This window comes from Lentzea rhizosphaerae, assembly GCF_042649515.1.
GTDB lineage: Bacteria > Actinomycetota > Actinomycetes > Mycobacteriales > Pseudonocardiaceae > Lentzea > Lentzea aerocolonigenes.
In genome coordinates this window covers 764,049-780,665 of record NZ_JBHRZI010000015.1, presented here as the reverse complement: position 1 = coordinate 780,665, position 16,617 = coordinate 764,049, and the positions used below count along the sequence as shown (strand labels likewise).

At 69.8% G+C, this 16,617-nt stretch carries 18 protein-coding genes; 6 read left to right on the top strand and 12 right to left on the bottom strand.

What is annotated here, in order from left to right; translation table 11 throughout:
• Nucleotides 1-111 precede the first annotated feature (111 nt).
• Complete coding sequence (locus ACFOWZ_RS20820) at nucleotides 112-1,188, top strand: hypothetical protein (RefSeq protein ID WP_382374851.1); 1,077 nt, start codon at nucleotides 112-114, stop codon at nucleotides 1,186-1,188.
• A gap of 36 nt (nucleotides 1,189-1,224) precedes the next feature.
• Here the strand turns inward: ACFOWZ_RS20820 and ACFOWZ_RS20815 are convergent, their stop codons facing one another.
• Nucleotides 1,225-2,649: an amidase gene (locus ACFOWZ_RS20815; protein ID WP_382374849.1), complete on the bottom strand. Its 1,425-nt coding sequence runs from the start codon at nucleotides 2,647-2,649 to the stop codon at nucleotides 1,225-1,227.
• Nucleotides 2,650-2,699: 50 nt separating this feature from the next.
• Between ACFOWZ_RS20815 and ACFOWZ_RS20810 the strand changes: the two genes are divergently transcribed.
• Nucleotides 2,700-3,206 (top strand): hypothetical protein, encoded by a 507-nt coding sequence (locus tag ACFOWZ_RS20810; RefSeq protein WP_382374847.1) that lies wholly within the window; start codon nucleotides 2,700-2,702, stop codon nucleotides 3,204-3,206.
• Here the strand turns inward: ACFOWZ_RS20810 and ACFOWZ_RS20805 are convergent.
• A complete protein-coding gene (locus ACFOWZ_RS20805) occupies nucleotides 3,196-3,702 on the bottom strand; it encodes a CGNR zinc finger domain-containing protein (protein ID WP_382374846.1) in 507 nt (168 codons plus the stop codon). The two genes, ACFOWZ_RS20810 and ACFOWZ_RS20805, sit on opposite strands and share 11 nt — an antisense overlap.
• 219 nt (nucleotides 3,703-3,921) lie before the next feature.
• Between ACFOWZ_RS20805 and ACFOWZ_RS20800 the strand changes: the two genes are divergently transcribed.
• On the top strand, nucleotides 3,922-4,539 hold the full coding sequence (locus ACFOWZ_RS20800; protein ID WP_382374844.1) for a TetR/AcrR family transcriptional regulator: 618 nt from the start codon (nucleotides 3,922-3,924) through the stop codon (nucleotides 4,537-4,539).
• On the opposite strand, the gene ACFOWZ_RS20795 is transcribed toward ACFOWZ_RS20800, so the two are convergent.
• From ACFOWZ_RS20795 to ACFOWZ_RS20780, 4 genes are all read right to left on the bottom strand, one after another.
• Entirely contained in the window at nucleotides 4,490-5,155 is a 666-nt protein-coding gene (locus ACFOWZ_RS20795; RefSeq protein WP_382374842.1) for a hypothetical protein, read from the bottom strand. The two genes, ACFOWZ_RS20800 and ACFOWZ_RS20795, sit on opposite strands and share 50 nt — an antisense overlap.
• Nucleotides 5,156-5,398: 243 nt before the next feature.
• Nucleotides 5,399-6,262, bottom strand: coding sequence for a sucrase ferredoxin (locus ACFOWZ_RS20790; RefSeq protein WP_382374840.1), 864 nt, complete (start codon nucleotides 6,260-6,262; stop codon nucleotides 5,399-5,401).
• 98 nt (nucleotides 6,263-6,360) lie between these two features.
• A complete protein-coding gene (locus ACFOWZ_RS20785) occupies nucleotides 6,361-6,684 on the bottom strand; it encodes a hypothetical protein (protein ID WP_382374838.1) in 324 nt (107 codons plus the stop codon).
• Complete coding sequence (locus ACFOWZ_RS20780; RefSeq protein WP_382374836.1) at nucleotides 6,681-7,268, bottom strand: PadR family transcriptional regulator; 588 nt, start codon at nucleotides 7,266-7,268, stop codon at nucleotides 6,681-6,683. The genes ACFOWZ_RS20785 and ACFOWZ_RS20780 overlap by 4 nt, the downstream gene beginning before the upstream one ends.
• Before the next feature lie 49 nt (nucleotides 7,269-7,317).
• Between ACFOWZ_RS20780 and ACFOWZ_RS20775 the strand changes: the two genes are divergently transcribed.
• On the top strand, nucleotides 7,318-8,016 hold the full coding sequence (locus ACFOWZ_RS20775; RefSeq protein WP_382374834.1) for an SDR family oxidoreductase: 699 nt from the start codon (nucleotides 7,318-7,320) through the stop codon (nucleotides 8,014-8,016).
• A 76-nt stretch (nucleotides 8,017-8,092) separates the two neighbouring features.
• The gene (locus ACFOWZ_RS20770; RefSeq protein ID WP_382374832.1) at nucleotides 8,093-8,722 is read left to right on the top strand and encodes a class I SAM-dependent methyltransferase; all 630 of its coding nucleotides are present in this window, start codon (nucleotides 8,093-8,095) and stop codon (nucleotides 8,720-8,722) included.
• Here the strand turns inward: ACFOWZ_RS20770 and ACFOWZ_RS20765 are convergent.
• Genes ACFOWZ_RS20765 through ACFOWZ_RS20750 form a run of 4 tightly spaced genes read right to left on the bottom strand, consistent with a single transcriptional unit; the run spans nucleotide 8,719 to nucleotide 11,905 of the window.
• Nucleotides 8,719-9,075 carry a VOC family protein gene (locus ACFOWZ_RS20765; RefSeq protein ID WP_382374830.1) on the bottom strand — a complete coding sequence of 119 codons (357 nt, stop codon included), beginning with the start codon at nucleotides 9,073-9,075 and terminating at the stop codon, nucleotides 8,719-8,721. The genes ACFOWZ_RS20770 and ACFOWZ_RS20765 overlap by 4 nt on opposite strands.
• 12 nt (nucleotides 9,076-9,087) lie before the next feature.
• Complete coding sequence (locus ACFOWZ_RS20760; RefSeq protein WP_382374828.1) at nucleotides 9,088-10,014, bottom strand: isopenicillin N synthase family dioxygenase; 927 nt, start codon at nucleotides 10,012-10,014, stop codon at nucleotides 9,088-9,090.
• 41 nt (nucleotides 10,015-10,055) lie between these two features.
• Nucleotides 10,056-10,805 carry a ZIP family metal transporter gene (locus tag ACFOWZ_RS20755; RefSeq protein WP_382374827.1) on the bottom strand — a complete coding sequence of 250 codons (750 nt, stop codon included), beginning with the start codon at nucleotides 10,803-10,805 and terminating at the stop codon, nucleotides 10,056-10,058.
• A 14-nt stretch (nucleotides 10,806-10,819) separates the two neighbouring features.
• Complete coding sequence (locus ACFOWZ_RS20750; protein WP_382374825.1) at nucleotides 10,820-11,905, bottom strand: epoxide hydrolase family protein; 1,086 nt, start codon at nucleotides 11,903-11,905, stop codon at nucleotides 10,820-10,822.
• 52 nt (nucleotides 11,906-11,957) lie between these two features.
• Between ACFOWZ_RS20750 and ACFOWZ_RS20745 the strand changes: the two genes are divergently transcribed.
• Nucleotides 11,958-12,902, top strand: coding sequence for a helix-turn-helix transcriptional regulator (locus tag ACFOWZ_RS20745; RefSeq protein ID WP_382374823.1), 945 nt, complete (start codon nucleotides 11,958-11,960; stop codon nucleotides 12,900-12,902).
• Between the two features lie 180 nt (nucleotides 12,903-13,082).
• Here the strand turns inward: ACFOWZ_RS20745 and ACFOWZ_RS20740 are convergent, their stop codons facing one another.
• Both ACFOWZ_RS20740 and ACFOWZ_RS20735 read right to left on the bottom strand, forming a co-directional pair.
• Nucleotides 13,083-16,031, bottom strand: a complete 2,949-nt coding sequence (locus ACFOWZ_RS20740; RefSeq protein ID WP_382374821.1) for an NACHT domain-containing protein — start codon at nucleotides 16,029-16,031, stop codon at nucleotides 13,083-13,085.
• A gap of 29 nt (nucleotides 16,032-16,060) precedes the next feature.
• Nucleotides 16,061-16,609, bottom strand: a complete 549-nt coding sequence (locus tag ACFOWZ_RS20735; RefSeq protein ID WP_382374819.1) for a cadmium resistance transporter — start codon at nucleotides 16,607-16,609, stop codon at nucleotides 16,061-16,063.
• Nucleotides 16,610-16,617 lie beyond the last annotated feature (8 nt).

The window sequence follows — 16,617 nt, the reverse complement described above, 5'->3', positions numbered from 1 at the left end:
GAGCGAACGAAAGCTCCCCGCGTGCGCAGCGGCAACGACGGGGGGTGAACCTTAAATCCGTTAGGGCGACATCTGTGGCACTCGACCGGGTGACGTGGGAATGATGTTGTGATGAACTCGCTGCCCACCACCGTGGCCTCCGCACTCGCTGAGGCCGACAGCGAGAACACCGACTGGCCGGCGCACTGGCAGGCACTCACCGCCGTGTCGATCGAGCTGCAGTCGCTGCTGGTCACCGACCCCGGCCCGGAACTGGTCGGGCTGATCGAGCACATCGTCACCCAGCTGGCCGACGGAGTGGCCGCCAGCCGAAGACACCGGGTCGAACTGGCCGAGCTCGCCCACCGCGTGCTGACCACCCACGCCCGCGCGTGCGCCGAGACCCGCCCGGACCCGATCCGCCTCGCCGACTGGCTGCTCGACCTGCAGCTGCACCACCCCGACGCCCCCGACGTCAGCCTGTCCGCGTACGGCGACGCCCTCGACGACGAGGGCCTGGCCCACTACCGCGAACGCGCGGTGGCGCTGTTCGCACCGCTGCCGGTGATCGGGTTCGGCGAGACGGGCCGCTACGACCGCGCCCGCTGGGCGTTGCTGCGGGTCATGGAGGAGCTCGCCGAGTACACCGAGGACGTCGACCTGCAGCTGCTCGTGCTGTCCAAGGACCTCTCCTCGGGCTGGCACTACCTGCAGGTCGCGACCGTGCTGCGCGACAACGGCCGCTCCGAGGAGGCCCTGGAGTGGGTCGAACGCGGCCTGCGCGCCGTCGGCGGCCGGGGCGCGGCACTGCGGCTGATCGACCTCGCGGTGGAGGAACACCTGCGCCGAGGCCGCCCCGAACGCGCGGTGCAGGTGTGCCGGGAGGCGTTCTTCGCCCGGCCCAACCTCGACCTGTACCTCAAGATCCGCGCGCTGGTCGTGCACACCGACGAGTGGCCGCCGCTGCGGGCCGAGCTGGTCGACCACCTGGTGCGCGACGGCAGCCGCCTGGCCGTCGAGGTCTACCGCCGGATCGTGGAGGTCGAGCTCGCCCGCCGCGGGATCGAGGAGCAGGAGCTCGTCGTCGAATGGCTCGAACAACTGCGCGGTCTGCAGCCCGACGCGTTCGCCGACTACCTGGACCACATCAAGTCCCGGCACGTGGCGGACCGTCAACTGCTCGACGAGTTGTCCAAACGGGGGATGTAGGCGTTTCCGGTTCGGATAGTCCGTTCTCGTACTATCCTATTTCGCATGACCGAGGCCGGAGGGGGTCCGGTCCGCCCACGGCCGAGCACGCTCCAGCTGGGCGGACACCGACAGCAGCGTGCACTCGTCGTGCTGGCGGCCCACCAGCTGCACCGCGAGCGGCAGACCGGTCGACGTGCGGCCGGCGGGTACGGCGGCGGCGGGGTTGCCGACGATGTTCCACAGCGGCAGGAACGTCGTGTAGTGCGCGGCCGCGAGCAGCGCCGTCACGACGTTGCGGCCGTCCCACTCGCCGACGCGGATCGGCGCGCGGGTCAGCGCCGGGGTGAGCAGCACGTCGATCGAGGTGAAGATCCGGTTCGCGTACGCGGTGAGCGTCGCGTCGTCCTTGGCCGCCCAGCGCACCGCGGCGCGCGGCAGCCGTCGGCCCAGCTCGCCGACCGCGCGGGTGCGGGACTCGACCAGGTCCGGGAGTTCCATGCCGGTGCGTGCCAGGTAGGCGTTGTGCAGGTAGCGGGCGGCGAACTGGGTGGAGGCGGTGACGTCGCGCATCGGCGGATCGAGGCGCACCACGTCGTGGCCGAGGTCTGTGAGCAGCGCGGCGGTGTCCTGCACGACGTCGCGGACCTCGTCGGCGAGCGGGATGCCCGGACCCCACGGCCGCAGCGACACCCCGATGCGCAGCCGGCCGGGGTCGGTTCGCGCGGCCTCGGTGAAGCTGGTGCGCGGCGGGTGTGCGACGTGCGCGTCACCGGGAACGGCGCCGCGGATCTGGTCGGCGACCAGCGCCCAGTCCATGACCGTGCGGGTGATCGGCCCCGCCACGACCAGGCCGCCCCACATCTCGCGTTCGGGGGCCAGGGAGATCCGGCCGCGCTGGGGCTTGAGCCCGAACAGGCCCGTCACCGCCGAGGGGATGCGGATCGACCCGGCGCCGTCGGTGCCGATCGCGGCCGCCGCCAGCCCCGCCGCCACCGCCGCGGCCGACCCGCCGCTGGAACCGCCGGGGGAGTGCGTCAGCGACCACGGGTTGCGCGTCGGTCCCGCCCAGCCGCTCTCGGTGTAGGGCCACAGCCCCAGCTCGGGCATGCGGGTCCTGCCGATGATCACCGCGCCGGCCTCACGCAGCCGCGCCACAATCGCCGAGTCCGCGGGCTCCGGTGTGCGGGCGGCGTTGGTGCCCTTGGTGGTGGGCAGACCTTGCAGCGCGATGTCCTCCTTGACCGCGATCGGCACGCCCAGCAGCGGCAGGTCCTCCCCGGCCGCCCTGCGCGCATCGGCCGCCTCGGCCTCGGCCAGGGCCTTCTCGGCGAACACCAGCCGGAACGCGTTGAGCCGCGGATCGACCCGCTCGATGCGGCCGAGGTGCTCGGCGACCAGCTCGCGCGCGGTCACCTCACCGGACCGCACGGCGTGCGCCTGCCTGGCCACCCCGGCGAAACACAGCTCCGTCAGCTCCATGAACCGACCCTAAGCGCCCACAGGTGATCTACGGAATGGGAGTGCACAGCATGAGAGTCCTCGCGATGGCCGCCGCCGTCCTCGTCGCAGTGAGCACGACCCTGGTGTCGACGCTGCCCGCTCGCGCCGCGACCATCAGCCGAGCGGACGTGATCGCCCGCGCGAAGACGTGGCTGACCGCCAACAACGGCAAGCCCGTGCCGTACAGCCAGACCAGCTACTGGGGTGCGGAGGGCTACCGGCAGGACTGCTCGGGCTACGTCTCGATGGCCGCGAAGATCGGCGCGCCTGGCCAGCGCACCGTCGAGCTGTACGACACCTACTCGACCAGGATCGCCGCTGCCGACCTGCGGTGGGGTGACATCGTGGTCGACCCGGTCGGCACCGGCACCACCCGGCACGTCGTGATCTTCGACAAGTGGGCCGACCCGTACAAGAGCGCGTACTGGGCGTACGAGCAGCGCGACGTCTACGGCACGACGTACCGCGTGCTCAACTACGGCCTGAGCGGCACCGACGGCTACTTCCCGCGCAAGCTCAACAACGTCACGGGCTGAGACTCTGCCGGGTGCGGTGGTTGGCGACGGCCACCCGGTTCGCGCACTTGGTCGAGCAGAACCTGCGGCGGCCGTTGCGGCTGGTGTCGACGAAGACGGTGTCGCAACCGTCGCGGTCGCACCAGCCGATGCGCCCGGCGTCCTCGCAGAACAACGCGGCCATGCCCGCCGCCGTGTAGGCCTTGACCCGCACGTCGGTGGGCGCGTCCTCGCGCGCGTAGTGCAGGTGCGGCGCGCGTCCGTCGTGGGTGGAGATGTAGTGCGTGGTCGACGACTCGGCCAGCAGTTCGTTGAGCAGCTCCACGGTGGGGTCGCGGAAGACCTCGCGCAGGCGCTCGATCCAGTCTCGTACGTCACGTTCCTGGCGGGCGTCGAGCGATCCGAGGGGCTTGTAGTCGGATGCTTTCAGCACGTCGAGCAGGTGCGCGGTCTCGTCGGCGTTGACCAGTGTCGCGGCGAGCTCGGCGGCCGCCCCGCCGTAAGGGTTGAAATGCACTAGACCATGACATCAGGCTTGGGGTCATGATCGCCACCTGCCCCGCCTGCCGCTGGCCCTGCTCCTCCACGATCTCCGCTCACGGCCCCGTGTCCTACGTGCGCTGCGTGTGCGGCCTGTTCCTCGTCGTGGAACGCGGGGCGGTCACGGCAACCGCCGGGACCAGCACGTTCGCCCCGATTCACCACGGGTGTGGTGATCTTGCTAGTGTCCCCGACCGTGAGCCGTCGTGATCTTCTGTGCGACACCGCGATCCAGATCCTCGCGGTGGAAGGCGGCCGGGGCCTGACCCACCGCGCGATCGACCGCGAGGCCGGCGTCCCCATCGGCACGACGAAGAACTACTTCCCGACCCGCGAGGCGATCCTGACGGCCGCCGCGGCCCGCATGACCGCCCTGCACCGCGCCGCCGTCGACCGCCTGCGCGAGACGACACCGGCCGACATCAGCGCCTCCGACGTCGCCGAGCTCTACCCGGCCCTGCTGCGCCGCGCGGTCGCCGACGACCCGACCCAGATGCTCGCGATGGTCGAGCTGTACCTGGAGGCCGTGCGCCGTCCGGGGGTGCGGGAGGCGTTGTCCGGGATGGTGCTCGCCAACGCCGAAGCGGCCGCCGCCCTGCAGCAGGCGGCGGGCCTGCCCTCGACCGTGCGCGACACGGGCCTGCTCGACGCCTACTTCCTGGGCGTGGCGATCTCACTGCTCGCGCTGCCGCTGGACACGCTCGAGACCGTGGGCCTGGACGACCCGTACGCGTTGGGGATCGGCGTGTTCTCCGCGACCGCGCCTAGTCCGGGCGAGGCGCCAGCAGAACGGCGATCAGCAGAATCCCGGTGATCACGGCGGTCGCGAAGCCCACGACCGCGAACATCGCGAGCCCGAAGTGAACGGCGCCCTCGCCCTTCGGCGTGGTGGCGAACACCCACGCTGCCGCACCCGCGCCACCCGCCCCGGCCAGGGTGATGGCGCTCATCGCGCTGACGAGGGCTGCGCGGCGTTCGCGCTTGGCCCGGTGCTCCAGGGCGTCCGAGCGGTGCTCGAAGAGCGCGTCGTGGATGGCGAGGCTGTCGTCGGTGTCGGATCCCGAGAAGCTGATCAGCTCGTCGTCGTCGAACCGGACGGCGCACATCAGGTCGGTTCCCCGCGTGGTCACGTCGATCGCGCGGACCTGGTCCCACGTCCAGGCCTGCCGCACACCCGCCCTGACGCGGGCCAGCCCGCCCTCGTGCAGCTCGAAGGTCTCCTTGATCCGGGCGTTGCGCAGCATCACCACGGCGGCGGGCACCGAGATCAGCATCGGGTACGCGGCAGCCAGCAGCGCGAGCTCGGCGCCGCCGAAGTCGAGGACGAACGCCAGGACGATCAGCAGAGAGCAGAACAGCGACACGACCAGCGCGGCCACGCCGCCGAAGTGTCTTCGCGCGACCGGATGCGTGCTCAGCAAGGGACCCATTCGATCAACCTACCTATGGGGTCTGACACTCCCCGAGGATCGCGATCAGGGTTTCGTATGTCTCGTCGACGCTGGTGTCGGCGGTCTGGATGACGGTGGCGTCCGGGGTGAGGTAGGCGGCATCAAGGCTAGGGCCCGTGTCGAAGTCGCCCCCGAGCGCCTGCTGTTTGGCGCGAAAAGCACGTTCGGGCCGATAGATGGCCCGAACGTGCTTTTCGCGCCAAAAAAATATGTCCGGTTTGGCTAGTGGTTGACCTTCACCAGCTGGTCGATCGCGGTCGCCACGAGTGCGATGGCGATGTCGGGTGACTTGCCGCAGCTGGCGGGCCGCGGCGGCACCGGCTTCTCGGTCAGCGTCACCCGCCACTCCCGGCCGTCGGTGTGCCGCACGGTCGCGGCGTCGTGCGTCTCGCCGACGACGGTGAGCACATCGCGGGTCTCACCGAGCTGCTGCCGCACGGCGACCTCGGCGACCTGACCACGCGGGGTGAAGCAGGAGCGGCCCCGGCAGCGGTCGGCGACGATGCCCTCGGTGAGCACGCGCTCGGCCAACTGGTGGTCGAGTCGCCCGTACAGGTGACCGGTGGGCAGCAGGACGCCGGTGGGGGCGAAGCGGTGCCCGCCGGTGTGCGTGCACTCCCACAGGTTCAGCGCGGTGGCGATCGGGCGGCCGTACAGGGCGCAGCACACGTCGCGCTTGCTGTTGGTGCAGATCAGCAGCAACGGGTCGTGGACGGGCGTGCCGAACGCGGTCGAGCGGCCAGCGCCCAGTGCCTCGAAGTCGAGCTCGAGTGCTTCCTCCGGCGCGGCGAGGTCGGCCTGCTCCAGCCAGGACGCGCCGGGTTTCGTCGAGGCCAGGTACACGCGGCGCGTCGCGGGCTGGTGGTCGTCGGCGTGCTTGCCGGGGCGGCGGATCAGCAGGATGCGCACCCCGGTTCCGGCGGCGCGGCGTTGCAGTTCGGCGCCGAGGTCGGGGTCGAGGTGGCTCTCCAGCAGGGCGTCGCGGCCCCACGGGCCCGGCTGCTCCAGGCACAGCCACGCCGTCGCGGTCGCGGCCGTGCCGGCCAGCGGTTCTCCCGCGAACTCGGAGAGTATCGAGCACCTCATCTACACACTCTATACGGCCGTTCGGGTGATGGATTAGGTCACCCTTACCTTCAACGTCCTGAACGGGGTTCACGAAGATCGCCCGCTCAAAACAAGGCTCAGCGTTCGAGTTCGGCGATCCGCTGCCGCAGTGCGGTCTCGAGCCGGGCCCGGTAGCCGATGAACAGCTTGTTCGCGAGGTAGGGAGCCCAGTTGCCCTGTGGTGCGATGTTGTAGACGCGGTGCACGAGCAACGCGCCCTCAGGATGCGGGTGCAGCGAGTCCTCGCCCCGGTACCACCAGTCACCCCAGGTGGCGATCACACCGGCCTCGCGGTCGACGAGCCGGTGCGACCCGGACTCGCCGGCGTCGGCGAACAGGCGCTCACGAACGATCTCCAACGGCGCGTGCACCACGCCGGACACTTCGAACAGCAGTCTCATCGGTGCTTGTCCTCCCAGGCGGTGTACCCGCCGACGGTGCCGTCGCGGGTGGCGGTGGCGAACCAGGTGAGCCAGGCGCGTTCGGCGCGCAGCATCGCCATCCGGTAGTCGAGCTCGATCCACGCCAGCTGCGGCAGCCCGATCCCGGCGAGCCGCTCCAGCAGCACGGCCAGCGCGGTGAGCTGCTCGTCGACCGCCGCGCTGCGCTGCTCGACGGCGGCGAGCGCGTCGTCCGGCGACATGAGGCCGACCAGGGAGATCCCGGCCTCGAACCGCCGGTACTCCTTGGCGGGCACGGCGATGAGCTCGCGCAGCCAGTCGTGCAGCTCGGCGGTGCCGGTGTCGGTGATGGCGTAGACGGTGCGTTCGGGGCGGTTGCCGGCTTTCTGGGTGGCGCTCGCGGTGATCAGCTCGTGGCGGTGCAGCGACTCGACGACGGTGTAGAGCGAGCCGTAGTTGAGCTTGATGACCTCCTCCTGGTGGCGTTCCCGCATGGTCTGCGCCATCTCGTAGGGGTGCATGGGCCGCTCCGACAGCAGCGCCAGCACCGCCAGTGCCAGGGGGTTCGTGCGCTTGAAAGACATACCCGCTCCCGAATACTCGGTACCGAATATAGCGGTTAGGGTGGCGGTCATGACAACGGTGATCACCGGGGGAAGCCGGGGCATCGGTGCCGCGACCGCACGCAGGCTCGTGCGCGACGGGCACCGGGTAGTGATCAGCTATCGCCAGGCCGCGGACGAGGCGCGCCTGCTGGAGAAGGAGCTCGGCGTGCTGGCCGTGCAGGCCGACACCGCGAACGAGGACGACGTGGCGCGCCTGTTCGACGCCGCGGGCGACGACATCACCGGCGTGGTCAACAACGCCGGCATCACCTCACCGTCGGGCCCGCTCGCGGACCTGCGGACCGAGGACCTGCGCCGGGTCGTGGACGTCAACGTCGTCGGCGCGTTCTTCGTGGCCCGTGAGGCGTCGCGGCGGATGACGCGCGGCTCCATCGTGAACGTGTCCTCGGGCGCGGCGACGCTGGGCAGTCCGGGGGAGTACGTGCACTACGCGGCGACCAAGGCCGCCGTGGACGCGATGACGATCGGCCTGGCCAAGGAGCTCGCGCCGCGCGGAATCCGGGTGAACTGCGTGCAGCCGGGCACCATCCGCACCGACATCCACCAGCTCTCCGGTCAACCGGACCGCCCGGACCGCGTCGCCGGGCGGGTGCCGCTGGGGCGCCCCGGTGAGGTCGACGAGATCGCGAACGCCATCGCGTGGCTGCTGTCGGACGAGGCCTCGTACACGACGGGCGCGATTCTGCGGGTGACCGGCGGGACGTGACGGCCGCGGGCCCTCGTGAACGTGCGGACTTTCGCCTCTGAAACGCCCGCACACGAGGCCCCTAAGCTTCTCCGTCATGTCCGCGCCCACGCTCACCGAGTTCGTGCTCACCCACACGACGCTGACCCCGGTGCCGCTGGTGCCCGAGGTCGTCCTGCACAGCGCGGTCGAGGCGATGGACCTGTGGGAGCTCACCCGCCACGACCAGCCGCCGTTCTGGGCGTTCCCGTGGGCGGGCGGTCAGGCCCTGGCCCGGCACCTGCTCGACCACCCCGGCCTGGTGCGCGACCGGAAGGTCTTCGACCTCGCATCGGGGTCCGGGCTGGTCGCGATCGCCGCGGCGCTGGCGGGCGCGGACTCGGTGACCGCCAACGACATCGACCCGCTGTCGCTGGCGGCGGTGGAGCTCAACGCCGCCGCCAACGGCGTCGCGGTCCGCACGCTGGAGGGCGACCAGCTCGACAGCGACGCCCACGGCGCGGACGTGGTGCTGGCCGGTGACGTGTTCTACGACGCGCAGATCACCGCGCTGGTGCTGCCGTTCCTGACCAGGGCCGCCGCCCGTGGCGCGCTCGTGTTGCTCGGTGACCCGGACCGGGCGCACCTGCCGCGCGACCGGTTCGTCCGCAGGGCCCGCTACGACGTGCCGGTGCCGCTGACGCTGGAGAGCACCGAGACCCGCAGCGCCACGATCTGGCGCGCCTAGCTCGTCACCAGGCAGAACGGGTGCCCCGCCGGGTCGGCGTACACGCGGCACCCGGAGTTCTTCACATGCAGCAGCTTCGCGCCCAACGCGAGCACGAGCGGCTCGGACTCGTCGAGGTCGGTGACCATGACGTCGAAGTGGATCTGCTGCGGGTGCTCCTGGCCCGGCCACTGCGGCGCCGAGTAGTCGTCGACCTGCTGGAACGACACCCGCGCGCCGGAAGGCATGCGCAGGGTCACCCAGTCCGGGCTGGTGTCGGCGATCTCCCCGCCGACGACCTTGACGTAGAACTCCGCGAGCACACCGGGTTCCGGGCAGTCGATCACGACGTCGTACAGATAGCCCACCGCCACGGCGGGGTCCCCCTATCCGATCGAGATGGCCTCGAGCTTGGCCTTCAGGTACTCGCCGCCCACCACCTCCGGGTAGCGGCCGTCGAGCGAGACTATCCGGGCGTCGCTGTTGGTGTTGTAAAAGAAGATGAGCGAGACCAGGTCCTCGTCCGGGGCGGAGGCGTCGGGCGGCAGCACGCGGTGCGGGGTGGAACGCCAGCGGTCCGACACCCAGCGGGCCATCAGGTCGCCGATGTTGACGGTGAAGGCGGCGGGGTCGAACGGCGCGTTCTCCCACACGCCGTCGAGGGTGCGGACCTGCAGCCCGCCCACGCCGTGCTGACGGTCCAGGATCGTCACGGTGCCGAAGTCGGTGTGCTCGCCGATGCGGAACTGGCCCGGCCCGGCGGGCCCGACCTGGCGCAGCGGCGGGTAGTGGTTGACGTTGAGCGTGTAGGAGGACCTGGTGGTGTGCCGGGTGAACAGATCGTCGGTCTCACCAAGCGCGACGGCGAAGATCGTGAGCAGCTCGTCGGCCAGCGCCCGCATCCGCCGCACGTACTCCGCCACCGCGGGTTGCAGCCCCGCCACCTCGGCGGGAAAGACGTTGGGGCGGAAGAAGAACGGGTCGTCGCCGGCCGGGTCGTCCGAGCCGAACGCCAGCGTCTCCTTCAGGTCCGGTGGCGCCATCGCCCCGTCGGCGCGTCCGGTCGCCTGCTCGTCGGGCGGCATCCAGCCCCGCCCGCCCGTGCGCACCGCGTAGGGCTGCTTGGCGGTCGTGGGCAGGGCGAAGAACTCGCGGGTCAGCCCCCGCACCCGTGCACGCAGCTCGTCGGGGACGCCGTGCCCGGTGATCAGCAGGAACCCCGACTCGCGCAGCGCCGCGTCCACCCGCGCCGCCACCTCGGCACGCCGCGTGCCGTCGAACCACCCGGACAGGTCCACCAGTGGAACACCCATGGCTGCACTCCTACCGCCACCACGCGACGGGCGCCAGCGATCTAGCCCAGTCGTTCCACCACGAAGGCGGTGAGGAACCCGGCGGTGGTGCACAGCCCGGTGTAGAGGCGGGCGCGTTCGTAGGCCTCGGGGATCATCGTGTCCGCGATCATCGCCAGGATCGCGCCCGCGGCCACAGCAGTGATCACCGCGATGACCTGCGGCGACGCGGCGTCGAGCAGAACGTTGCCCAACGCGGCCGACACACCGCCGGCCACGGCGATCGCACCCCACACCCCGAACACGTACCCCGCCGAGCGGCCGGCCTGCTTCATGCCCGCGACGCTGGACAGTCCTTCCGGGACGTTGGAGATGATCACCGCCGCGAGCATCGCGACCCCGATCCCGCCACCGCCCAGCAGCGACACACCCAGCACGACGGACTCGGGCACGCCGTCGAGCAGCGCGCCGACCGCGATCGCAGTGCCGCTGCCCGCCTGGTCCTGTTCGGACGGCTGGTCGCGGCTGCGCTTGCGGTGTCGGGCACCGCGACGGGCCAGGAGCACGTTGGCCAGCACGTAGATCACCGCGCCGCCGAGAAACCCGGCCGAGGTGGCGAGCAGCCCGCCGTTGCGCTCCGCCTCGTCCATCAGCTCGAACGCCGCGGCCGCCGTGAGCACACCCGCACCGAACGCCATCACGACGGCGACCACGTCCCGCGGCACCCGCACGAACCAGGCGACGAGCGCGCCCAGCACGAGCGCACCGCCGCCTGCCAGTCCCCACAGACCCGCTTCCACCCACTGTGCCATTGCCCGGGGATGTCCTAGATCTTGGCGAAGTACACCTTGAGATCATCGGCGAGCAGTTCCGGCACCTGGTGGCCGGAGTAGTGGCCACCGCTGTCGAACTCCGACCAGTGCACCAGGTTGTGGTGGTCGCGCTCGGCGAAGCGGCGGATCGTCTGGAAGTCGTCCGCGAAGATCGCCACGCCCATCGGGAACGTCGTCGGCTCGGTCGGGGTGCCCTCGCGGTGCGCGTCCTCGAAGTACAACCGCGCCGAGGACCCCGCGGTGCCGGTGAACCAGTAGATCGCGACGTTCGCGAGCAGGAAGTCCTTGCTCACGGCCGGTTCGCCCATCAGCTGCATCGTCCACGCCAGCTGCCCGGCGGGGGAGTCCGCGAGCGCGAACGCGACGTTCTGCGGCCGCGCCTGCTGCAGCTTCGCGAACCCCGACAGGTTCTCCCAGAAGTTCTGCAGCACCCCGAGCCGCCGGAAGTCGTCCTCGGTCAGGCCCTCCATCTCGGCCGGATCACCCGAAGGGAACGAGAAGATCTGCGTCACGTGCACCCCCGCCACGTGCTCGCCGTCCACCCGCCCGATCTCAGGCGCGATGATCGACCCGCCGTCGTTGCCGTGCACCCCGTAACGCCCGTACCCCAGCCGTGCCATCAGCTCCGCGAACGCCCTCGCGACGCGCCCCGAGTGCCAGCCCGTGGCGGTCGTCGGCCCGGAGAACCCGAAACCGGGGATCGAGGGGATCACCAGGTGGAAGTCCTCCCGCAGGTGCTCGATCACGTCCACGAACTCCATGATCGAGCCCGGCCACCCGTGGATCAGCAGCAACGGCAACGCGTCCGGGTTCGTGCTGCGCACGTGCAGGAAGTGCACGTTCGTCCCGTCGATCTCGGTGACGAACTGTGGGAAGGAGTTCAGCCTGCGCTCGACCGCCCGCCAGTCGAAGTCCTGCGCCCAGTACCGTGCCATCTCCTTCACGTCCGCGACGTCGTCCCCGTACCGCGAGCCCGCCCCCGGAACCTGGTCGGTCCACCGCGTCCTCGCCAACCGGAACCGCAGCTCCTCGACGTCGGCGTCGTCGATGGCGATGTGGAATTCCCTGATCTCCGTCATAACACCGAGGCTAGTGGGCATTGCGGCCAGCCTCTGTCCTAAAGTCTGCGCCATGTTGGAAACCTCGGCACGCCTGCTGCGCCTGCTCGCCCTCCTGCAGTCCCGCCGCGACTGGCAAGGCAGCGAACTCGCCGACGAACTGCAGATCAGCCCCCGCACCGTCCGCCGAGACGTCGACCGCCTGCGCGAACTCGGCTACCCCGTCAACGCCACCACCGGCAGCTTCGGCGGCTACCGCCTCGGAGCCGGCGCCGAACTACCCCCACTCCTGCTCGACGACAACGAAGCCGTCGCCGTGGCCGTAGCCCTGCGCACCACCCCCGTCACGGGCCTGGAAGAAGTCTCCCTGCGCGCCCTGCTCAAACTCGAACAGGTCCTGCCCTCCCGCCTGCGCCACCGAGTCTCCGCCCTCGAACACGTCGAGCAGGTACCCCGCGACACCCAGGCCCCGGCCATCGACCCCGACCTGCTCTCCACCCTGGCCGCCGTCTGCCGAGACCACGAAACCATCCGCTTCGACTACAACGCCCACGACGGCACCCCGTCCCGCCGCCGAGCCGAACCCCACCGCCTCGTCAACTGGGGCCGCCGCTGGTACCTCGTCGCCTGGGACGCCGACAAGAAGGACTGGCGCAGCTTCCGAGTCGACCGCATCACCCCACCCACCCCACCCCACGGCCCCCGCTTCACCCCACGAGACTTCGACGCCACCTCCTACGTCGCCTCACGCGTCTCGTCCGCGGCCTGGCGCTTCCAAGCCCGAGTCCACGTCCACGCCCCAGCCGACGCCGTCGCCGCCCGCATCAACGCCGCCGTCGGCACAGTCGAAGCCGTCGACGAGACCTCCTGCGTGCTCGTGACAGGCGCCGACTCCGTCGAAACCCTCGCCGTGTGGATCGGCATGCTCGGCTTCGACTTCGAAGTCACCTCACCACCGGAACTCGTGGCACACGTTCGCTCTCTTGCGGCCCGCTACGCCCGCGCCGTACAAGACTGACCATGGCCATCACCGGACGGGACATCGAGCACCTGCTCTACACCGACACCCCCGACCCGATCCTGGTCCTGCACAACGGGAAACCCGAGATCGTGGCCGCGGCCCGGCTGGGCGGGTTCACCGGCGCGGTGGTGGTGTGCTCGCGGTCGGAGATCCTGCGGAGGGTGGGGGAGAGGGATCTCAGTGAGGAGGATCTTGCGAGTCTGGCTGCCAGTTTGGCGGCGGCCATTCAAGACCCAGCTCAGCGGCAGCCGCTCTGGCCCGCTTGACCAGGTCCGGTCTGAAGGATCTGCTGGTTTCGCGCACGACCGTTCGAAGATCCAGGTGCGCCATGTCCGACGTCACGTCGAGTCCTTGCTCATGCAGCCGCAAGTAGGCATCAAGCACCCACTCGACCTGCGCGCCGTCGAACTCGCCCCCGAACTCGACCAGCAACTCACGATCGTTCCCGCCCGTTCCCAACCGGGCGAAGAACTCACGCTGGAAGACGTCGCTGTCGTCGCGGCCCACGGCCTTCCGCAATCGGACAAGCGCAGGCAGGTATTTGTCCGCAGGCGCCGCCATCAGCCCGATCAACGCCGCCGCTACCTCGACGTCGTGCATGGACACCAGCGGTGTCATCGCGTCCCGCAACGTCACAGCGACCTCGTCCAAGGTCACGTAAGGCTCCGACATCAGCAGCCACTCGGCCTGCGCCTCGCGCTCGCGGTTGCTCAGGCTCACCGCGAAGTGCCGGTAGGCGTCGCGCTCCATCCAGAACCACAGCACCACGCTCGCCCACTCGCTCGACGACAGCCGCGACTTCCAGAACAGCGCGAGCCGTTGCCAGTCGTCCACGCTCAAACCCAGCTCATCGGCGTAGACCTTCTGCCGCAACACCAACGCCAGCACAACCAGGTTCAGGGAGTACTTGGCGTCCCGTTCCGAATCCGTCAGTGTCGCCGGCACGTACCCGCCGCGTGATCCGCGGGTCTCATCCCGCACCGCGAACAACCTCGACACCAAGTCGAACAACTCGTCCGGATCGGGCTTCCCGGCGAACTCCCGCAGGAAGTCCAGCACCGGCTTGCTCGTGGTCAGCGCCATGAACGACAGCACCGAGTACAGCTCGGTGTCATCCACTGTGGACTTCCGCTTGGACCGTGCCGCATCTTCCTTCCGCAGCTGGGTCAGCCTGTCCCAGACGAACCGCGCCACCAGGTACTCGCCGAAGGTGGCGTGCAGGAACTCGTAGGTCCGCAGCTTGGTCCGGTCCTCCCGCACCGCCTCCGTCTTCTGCACGAAGAAGAACCGCCCCAGCACCGTCTCACCAGCAGACAACCGGGTCTGCGCTCCGACCATCCTTTCCGGCGAGTCGACACCCAGCAGCTGCACCAGGTCTGCGGTCACCTCGTGCTCGGCGACCCACTGCACGCCGCGGTTGAACATCGCGAGCGCCACCACCGACAACCGTTCCAGCTCGTACTCGACGTCCTCGTCCAGATCGGCCTCGGACCGGTCGGTGCCGGCCTTGGTCACCTCACGCCGCGCGAACCGCTCGAGCAGACGCTCATACAACTGACCGCGGCTCATGCTCAGGTGGTCGCGCTGGAACGAGCTGTCGACCGCGTCGTACAACGCCAGCATCAACAGCAGCAGGGGTTGTGTCGCGAGATCCGGGTACTGCAGCACGGTCTCGGCGGGCAGGGGAGAGTTGACCGAGTTCCACACGTCGAGCCAGGCCCGCACCTGGTCGTCGGAGAACGGCATCAGCCGCAGCACGTGCGTTCCCAGCGGCAACTCCAGACCAGCGCACACGCTCAGCCTGCTGGTCACCACGAACACCGCGGGCCTGCCCATGTCCTGAAGCTCCTGCTGGAACTCGGAGATCTGGGTGAGATACCGGGTCTGGCTCACGCCGGTGGCCTGCAACAGCTCGTCGAAGCCGTCCAGCACCACCACCGGCACCGCGCCGCTGTTCTGCTTGGTCTGACGGGAGAACTCGGCGAAGGTCACACGCTCGTGCAGCAGCCTGTGGAGCCCGTGCTCGATCTGCCGCACCAGATCGGCATCGGCAGGTGTGCTGCGCAGCTCCACCCGCACCACGGCGAAGTCCGACTCCGGCAGCCTCGCCGCCAGCATCTCGGTGAGCACCGACTTGCCCGAGCCGGGGTCGCCCAGCACCAGCAACGGGGTCGCGAGTGCCTGAGGTGAGGTCAGATAGCCGGCCAGATAGGCGTAGAGATCGTCGCGAACGTCGACGTCGTCCCACCACGCCTGCAACGACGGGGCTCCGCGCCGCTCGGTACCGACCACCACCTGGAAGCGCGGATCCACATAGGCGTCGGCCAAGGTCGGGACATGGACGTCCTCCGGCACCTCGGACGGGTTCACCAAGGGGCGGTTGAGCGCTCCCCGGTACTTGCCCGCCAGTTCCGCAAGGCGCGTCTCCGGCGTGAGGTCCGTCGTGGTCTGCGCGAGAACGTCCTCCAGCCGCGCCAACGCGGCGCGGACCAACCGACCGTCGTGGACCGAACACCAGAACCTGATCTCCGGATACTCGGCGGCGAGCTGGCCGAGCAACTCCTCGTAGCGCTCCACCGCGCGCTCCGGGACAGAGCGCATGACCGCGATATTTGCCCGCTCACGTTGGGTCTCGTTGAACTCGTCCCACACGGCCAGAGTCGTCAACGCCTCGAAAAGGGTGCTGCCGAGAGAGAAGTAGAGCGCTCGCAGGTCCTGGAGATTGTCCTCGTACGGGCGACTGACCGAGGGGAGTGGCAGGTCCAGCCTCCACGGGTTGTAGCTGATGGCGAGTTCCCGGTCCTCGGCGGTCAGCTTCACGCCGAGTCGCTGTTCCTCGAACGCCTCGAAGAACGCCGTCATCACCAGCACCGCGTGCGCCGCGTGCAGCTGCTGCGTGCGCGTGTAGCGGCTCACGCCCCGGCGCTTCTCCGACACCCACGAGATCAGCTGGTTGCTCAGCTTGAGGAAATCCGGCTTGGCGTCGAACAGGTCCAGCACCTGCCACAGCCCCAACGAGCCCGCCAGCAGCGCGCCGTTCAGCAGCTTGTCCATCTTGGCGACGATCGGGTGCTCGCGGCCGCCGAGGATCTTCACGGCCTCGTTGTAGCTGTAGGTCTTTCGCACCCGAAGTGTCTACCTGACCGCGGGCCCGTTCAGCCCGAGAACAACACCAAAAGACCAATCGTGATCAACACCACCGGCAACGCGATGTGGCCCCACTTGGCGAGCGCCTGCGCCACCGGGCGGCGGGAGGCCAGGAACCAGCCCGTCAGGCACCACACGCCCACCAGGACCAGGAACACCGCCACGTAGACCCACAACGAGTCGGCGACGGTGAAGACCGGCACGTAGACGCCGATGTTGTCGCCGCCGTTCGCCAGCGTCACGCCGGCCACCGCCAGGACGCCGGGGGCGGCATCCGGCTCGTCGTCATCGCTGTTGCGCCACAGGGACCAGGCCGCCTTGAGGCCCAGCGCGAGGGGAATCAGGCCCAGCCACGGCCGGAACTGCTCGGGCAGCAGCGATGCGCCCAGGGTGCCGACCACCGCGACGGCCAGGATCCCGGCAAAGCCCAGGTACTGACCCAGAACCACCTGGACAGGCCTTTGCGCTCGCGCGAAGAACAGCGCGAGGAGCACCAGGTCGTCGACGTTCGTCACCGCGAACATGCCCGCCGCCTGGCCGATCACCCCAAGATCCACGGCGGGCA

Bases quoted from the DNA above. Each gene is read 5' to 3' on its own strand.
- ACFOWZ_RS20770 (WP_382374832.1), top strand. From the start codon at position 8,093: ATGTCCGCGCCCACGCTCACCGAGTTCGTGCTCACCCACACGACGCTG.
- ACFOWZ_RS20810 (WP_382374847.1), top strand. From the start codon at position 2,700: ATGAGAGTCCTCGCGATGGCCGCCGCCGTCCTCGTCGCAGTGAGCACG.
- ACFOWZ_RS20785 (WP_382374838.1), bottom strand. From the start codon at position 6,684: ATGAGACTGCTGTTCGAAGTGTCCGGCGTGGTGCACGCGCCGTTGGAG.
- ACFOWZ_RS20790 (WP_382374840.1), bottom strand. From the start codon at position 6,262: ATGAGGTGCTCGATACTCTCCGAGTTCGCGGGAGAACCGCTGGCCGGC.
- ACFOWZ_RS20775 (WP_382374834.1), top strand. From the start codon at position 7,318: ATGACAACGGTGATCACCGGGGGAAGCCGGGGCATCGGTGCCGCGACC.
- ACFOWZ_RS20755 (WP_382374827.1), bottom strand. From the start codon at position 10,805: ATGGCACAGTGGGTGGAAGCGGGTCTGTGGGGACTGGCAGGCGGCGGT.
- ACFOWZ_RS20815 (WP_382374849.1), bottom strand. From the start codon at position 2,649: ATGGAGCTGACGGAGCTGTGTTTCGCCGGGGTGGCCAGGCAGGCGCAC.
- ACFOWZ_RS20745 (WP_382374823.1), top strand. From the start codon at position 11,958: ATGTTGGAAACCTCGGCACGCCTGCTGCGCCTGCTCGCCCTCCTGCAG.
- ACFOWZ_RS20795 (WP_382374842.1), bottom strand. From the start codon at position 5,155: ATGGGTCCCTTGCTGAGCACGCATCCGGTCGCGCGAAGACACTTCGGC.
- ACFOWZ_RS20750 (WP_382374825.1), bottom strand. From the start codon at position 11,905: ATGACGGAGATCAGGGAATTCCACATCGCCATCGACGACGCCGACGTC.
- ACFOWZ_RS20820 (WP_382374851.1), top strand. From the start codon at position 112: ATGAACTCGCTGCCCACCACCGTGGCCTCCGCACTCGCTGAGGCCGAC.
- ACFOWZ_RS20780 (WP_382374836.1), bottom strand. From the start codon at position 7,268: ATGTCTTTCAAGCGCACGAACCCCCTGGCACTGGCGGTGCTGGCGCTG.
- ACFOWZ_RS20760 (WP_382374828.1), bottom strand. From the start codon at position 10,014: ATGGGTGTTCCACTGGTGGACCTGTCCGGGTGGTTCGACGGCACGCGG.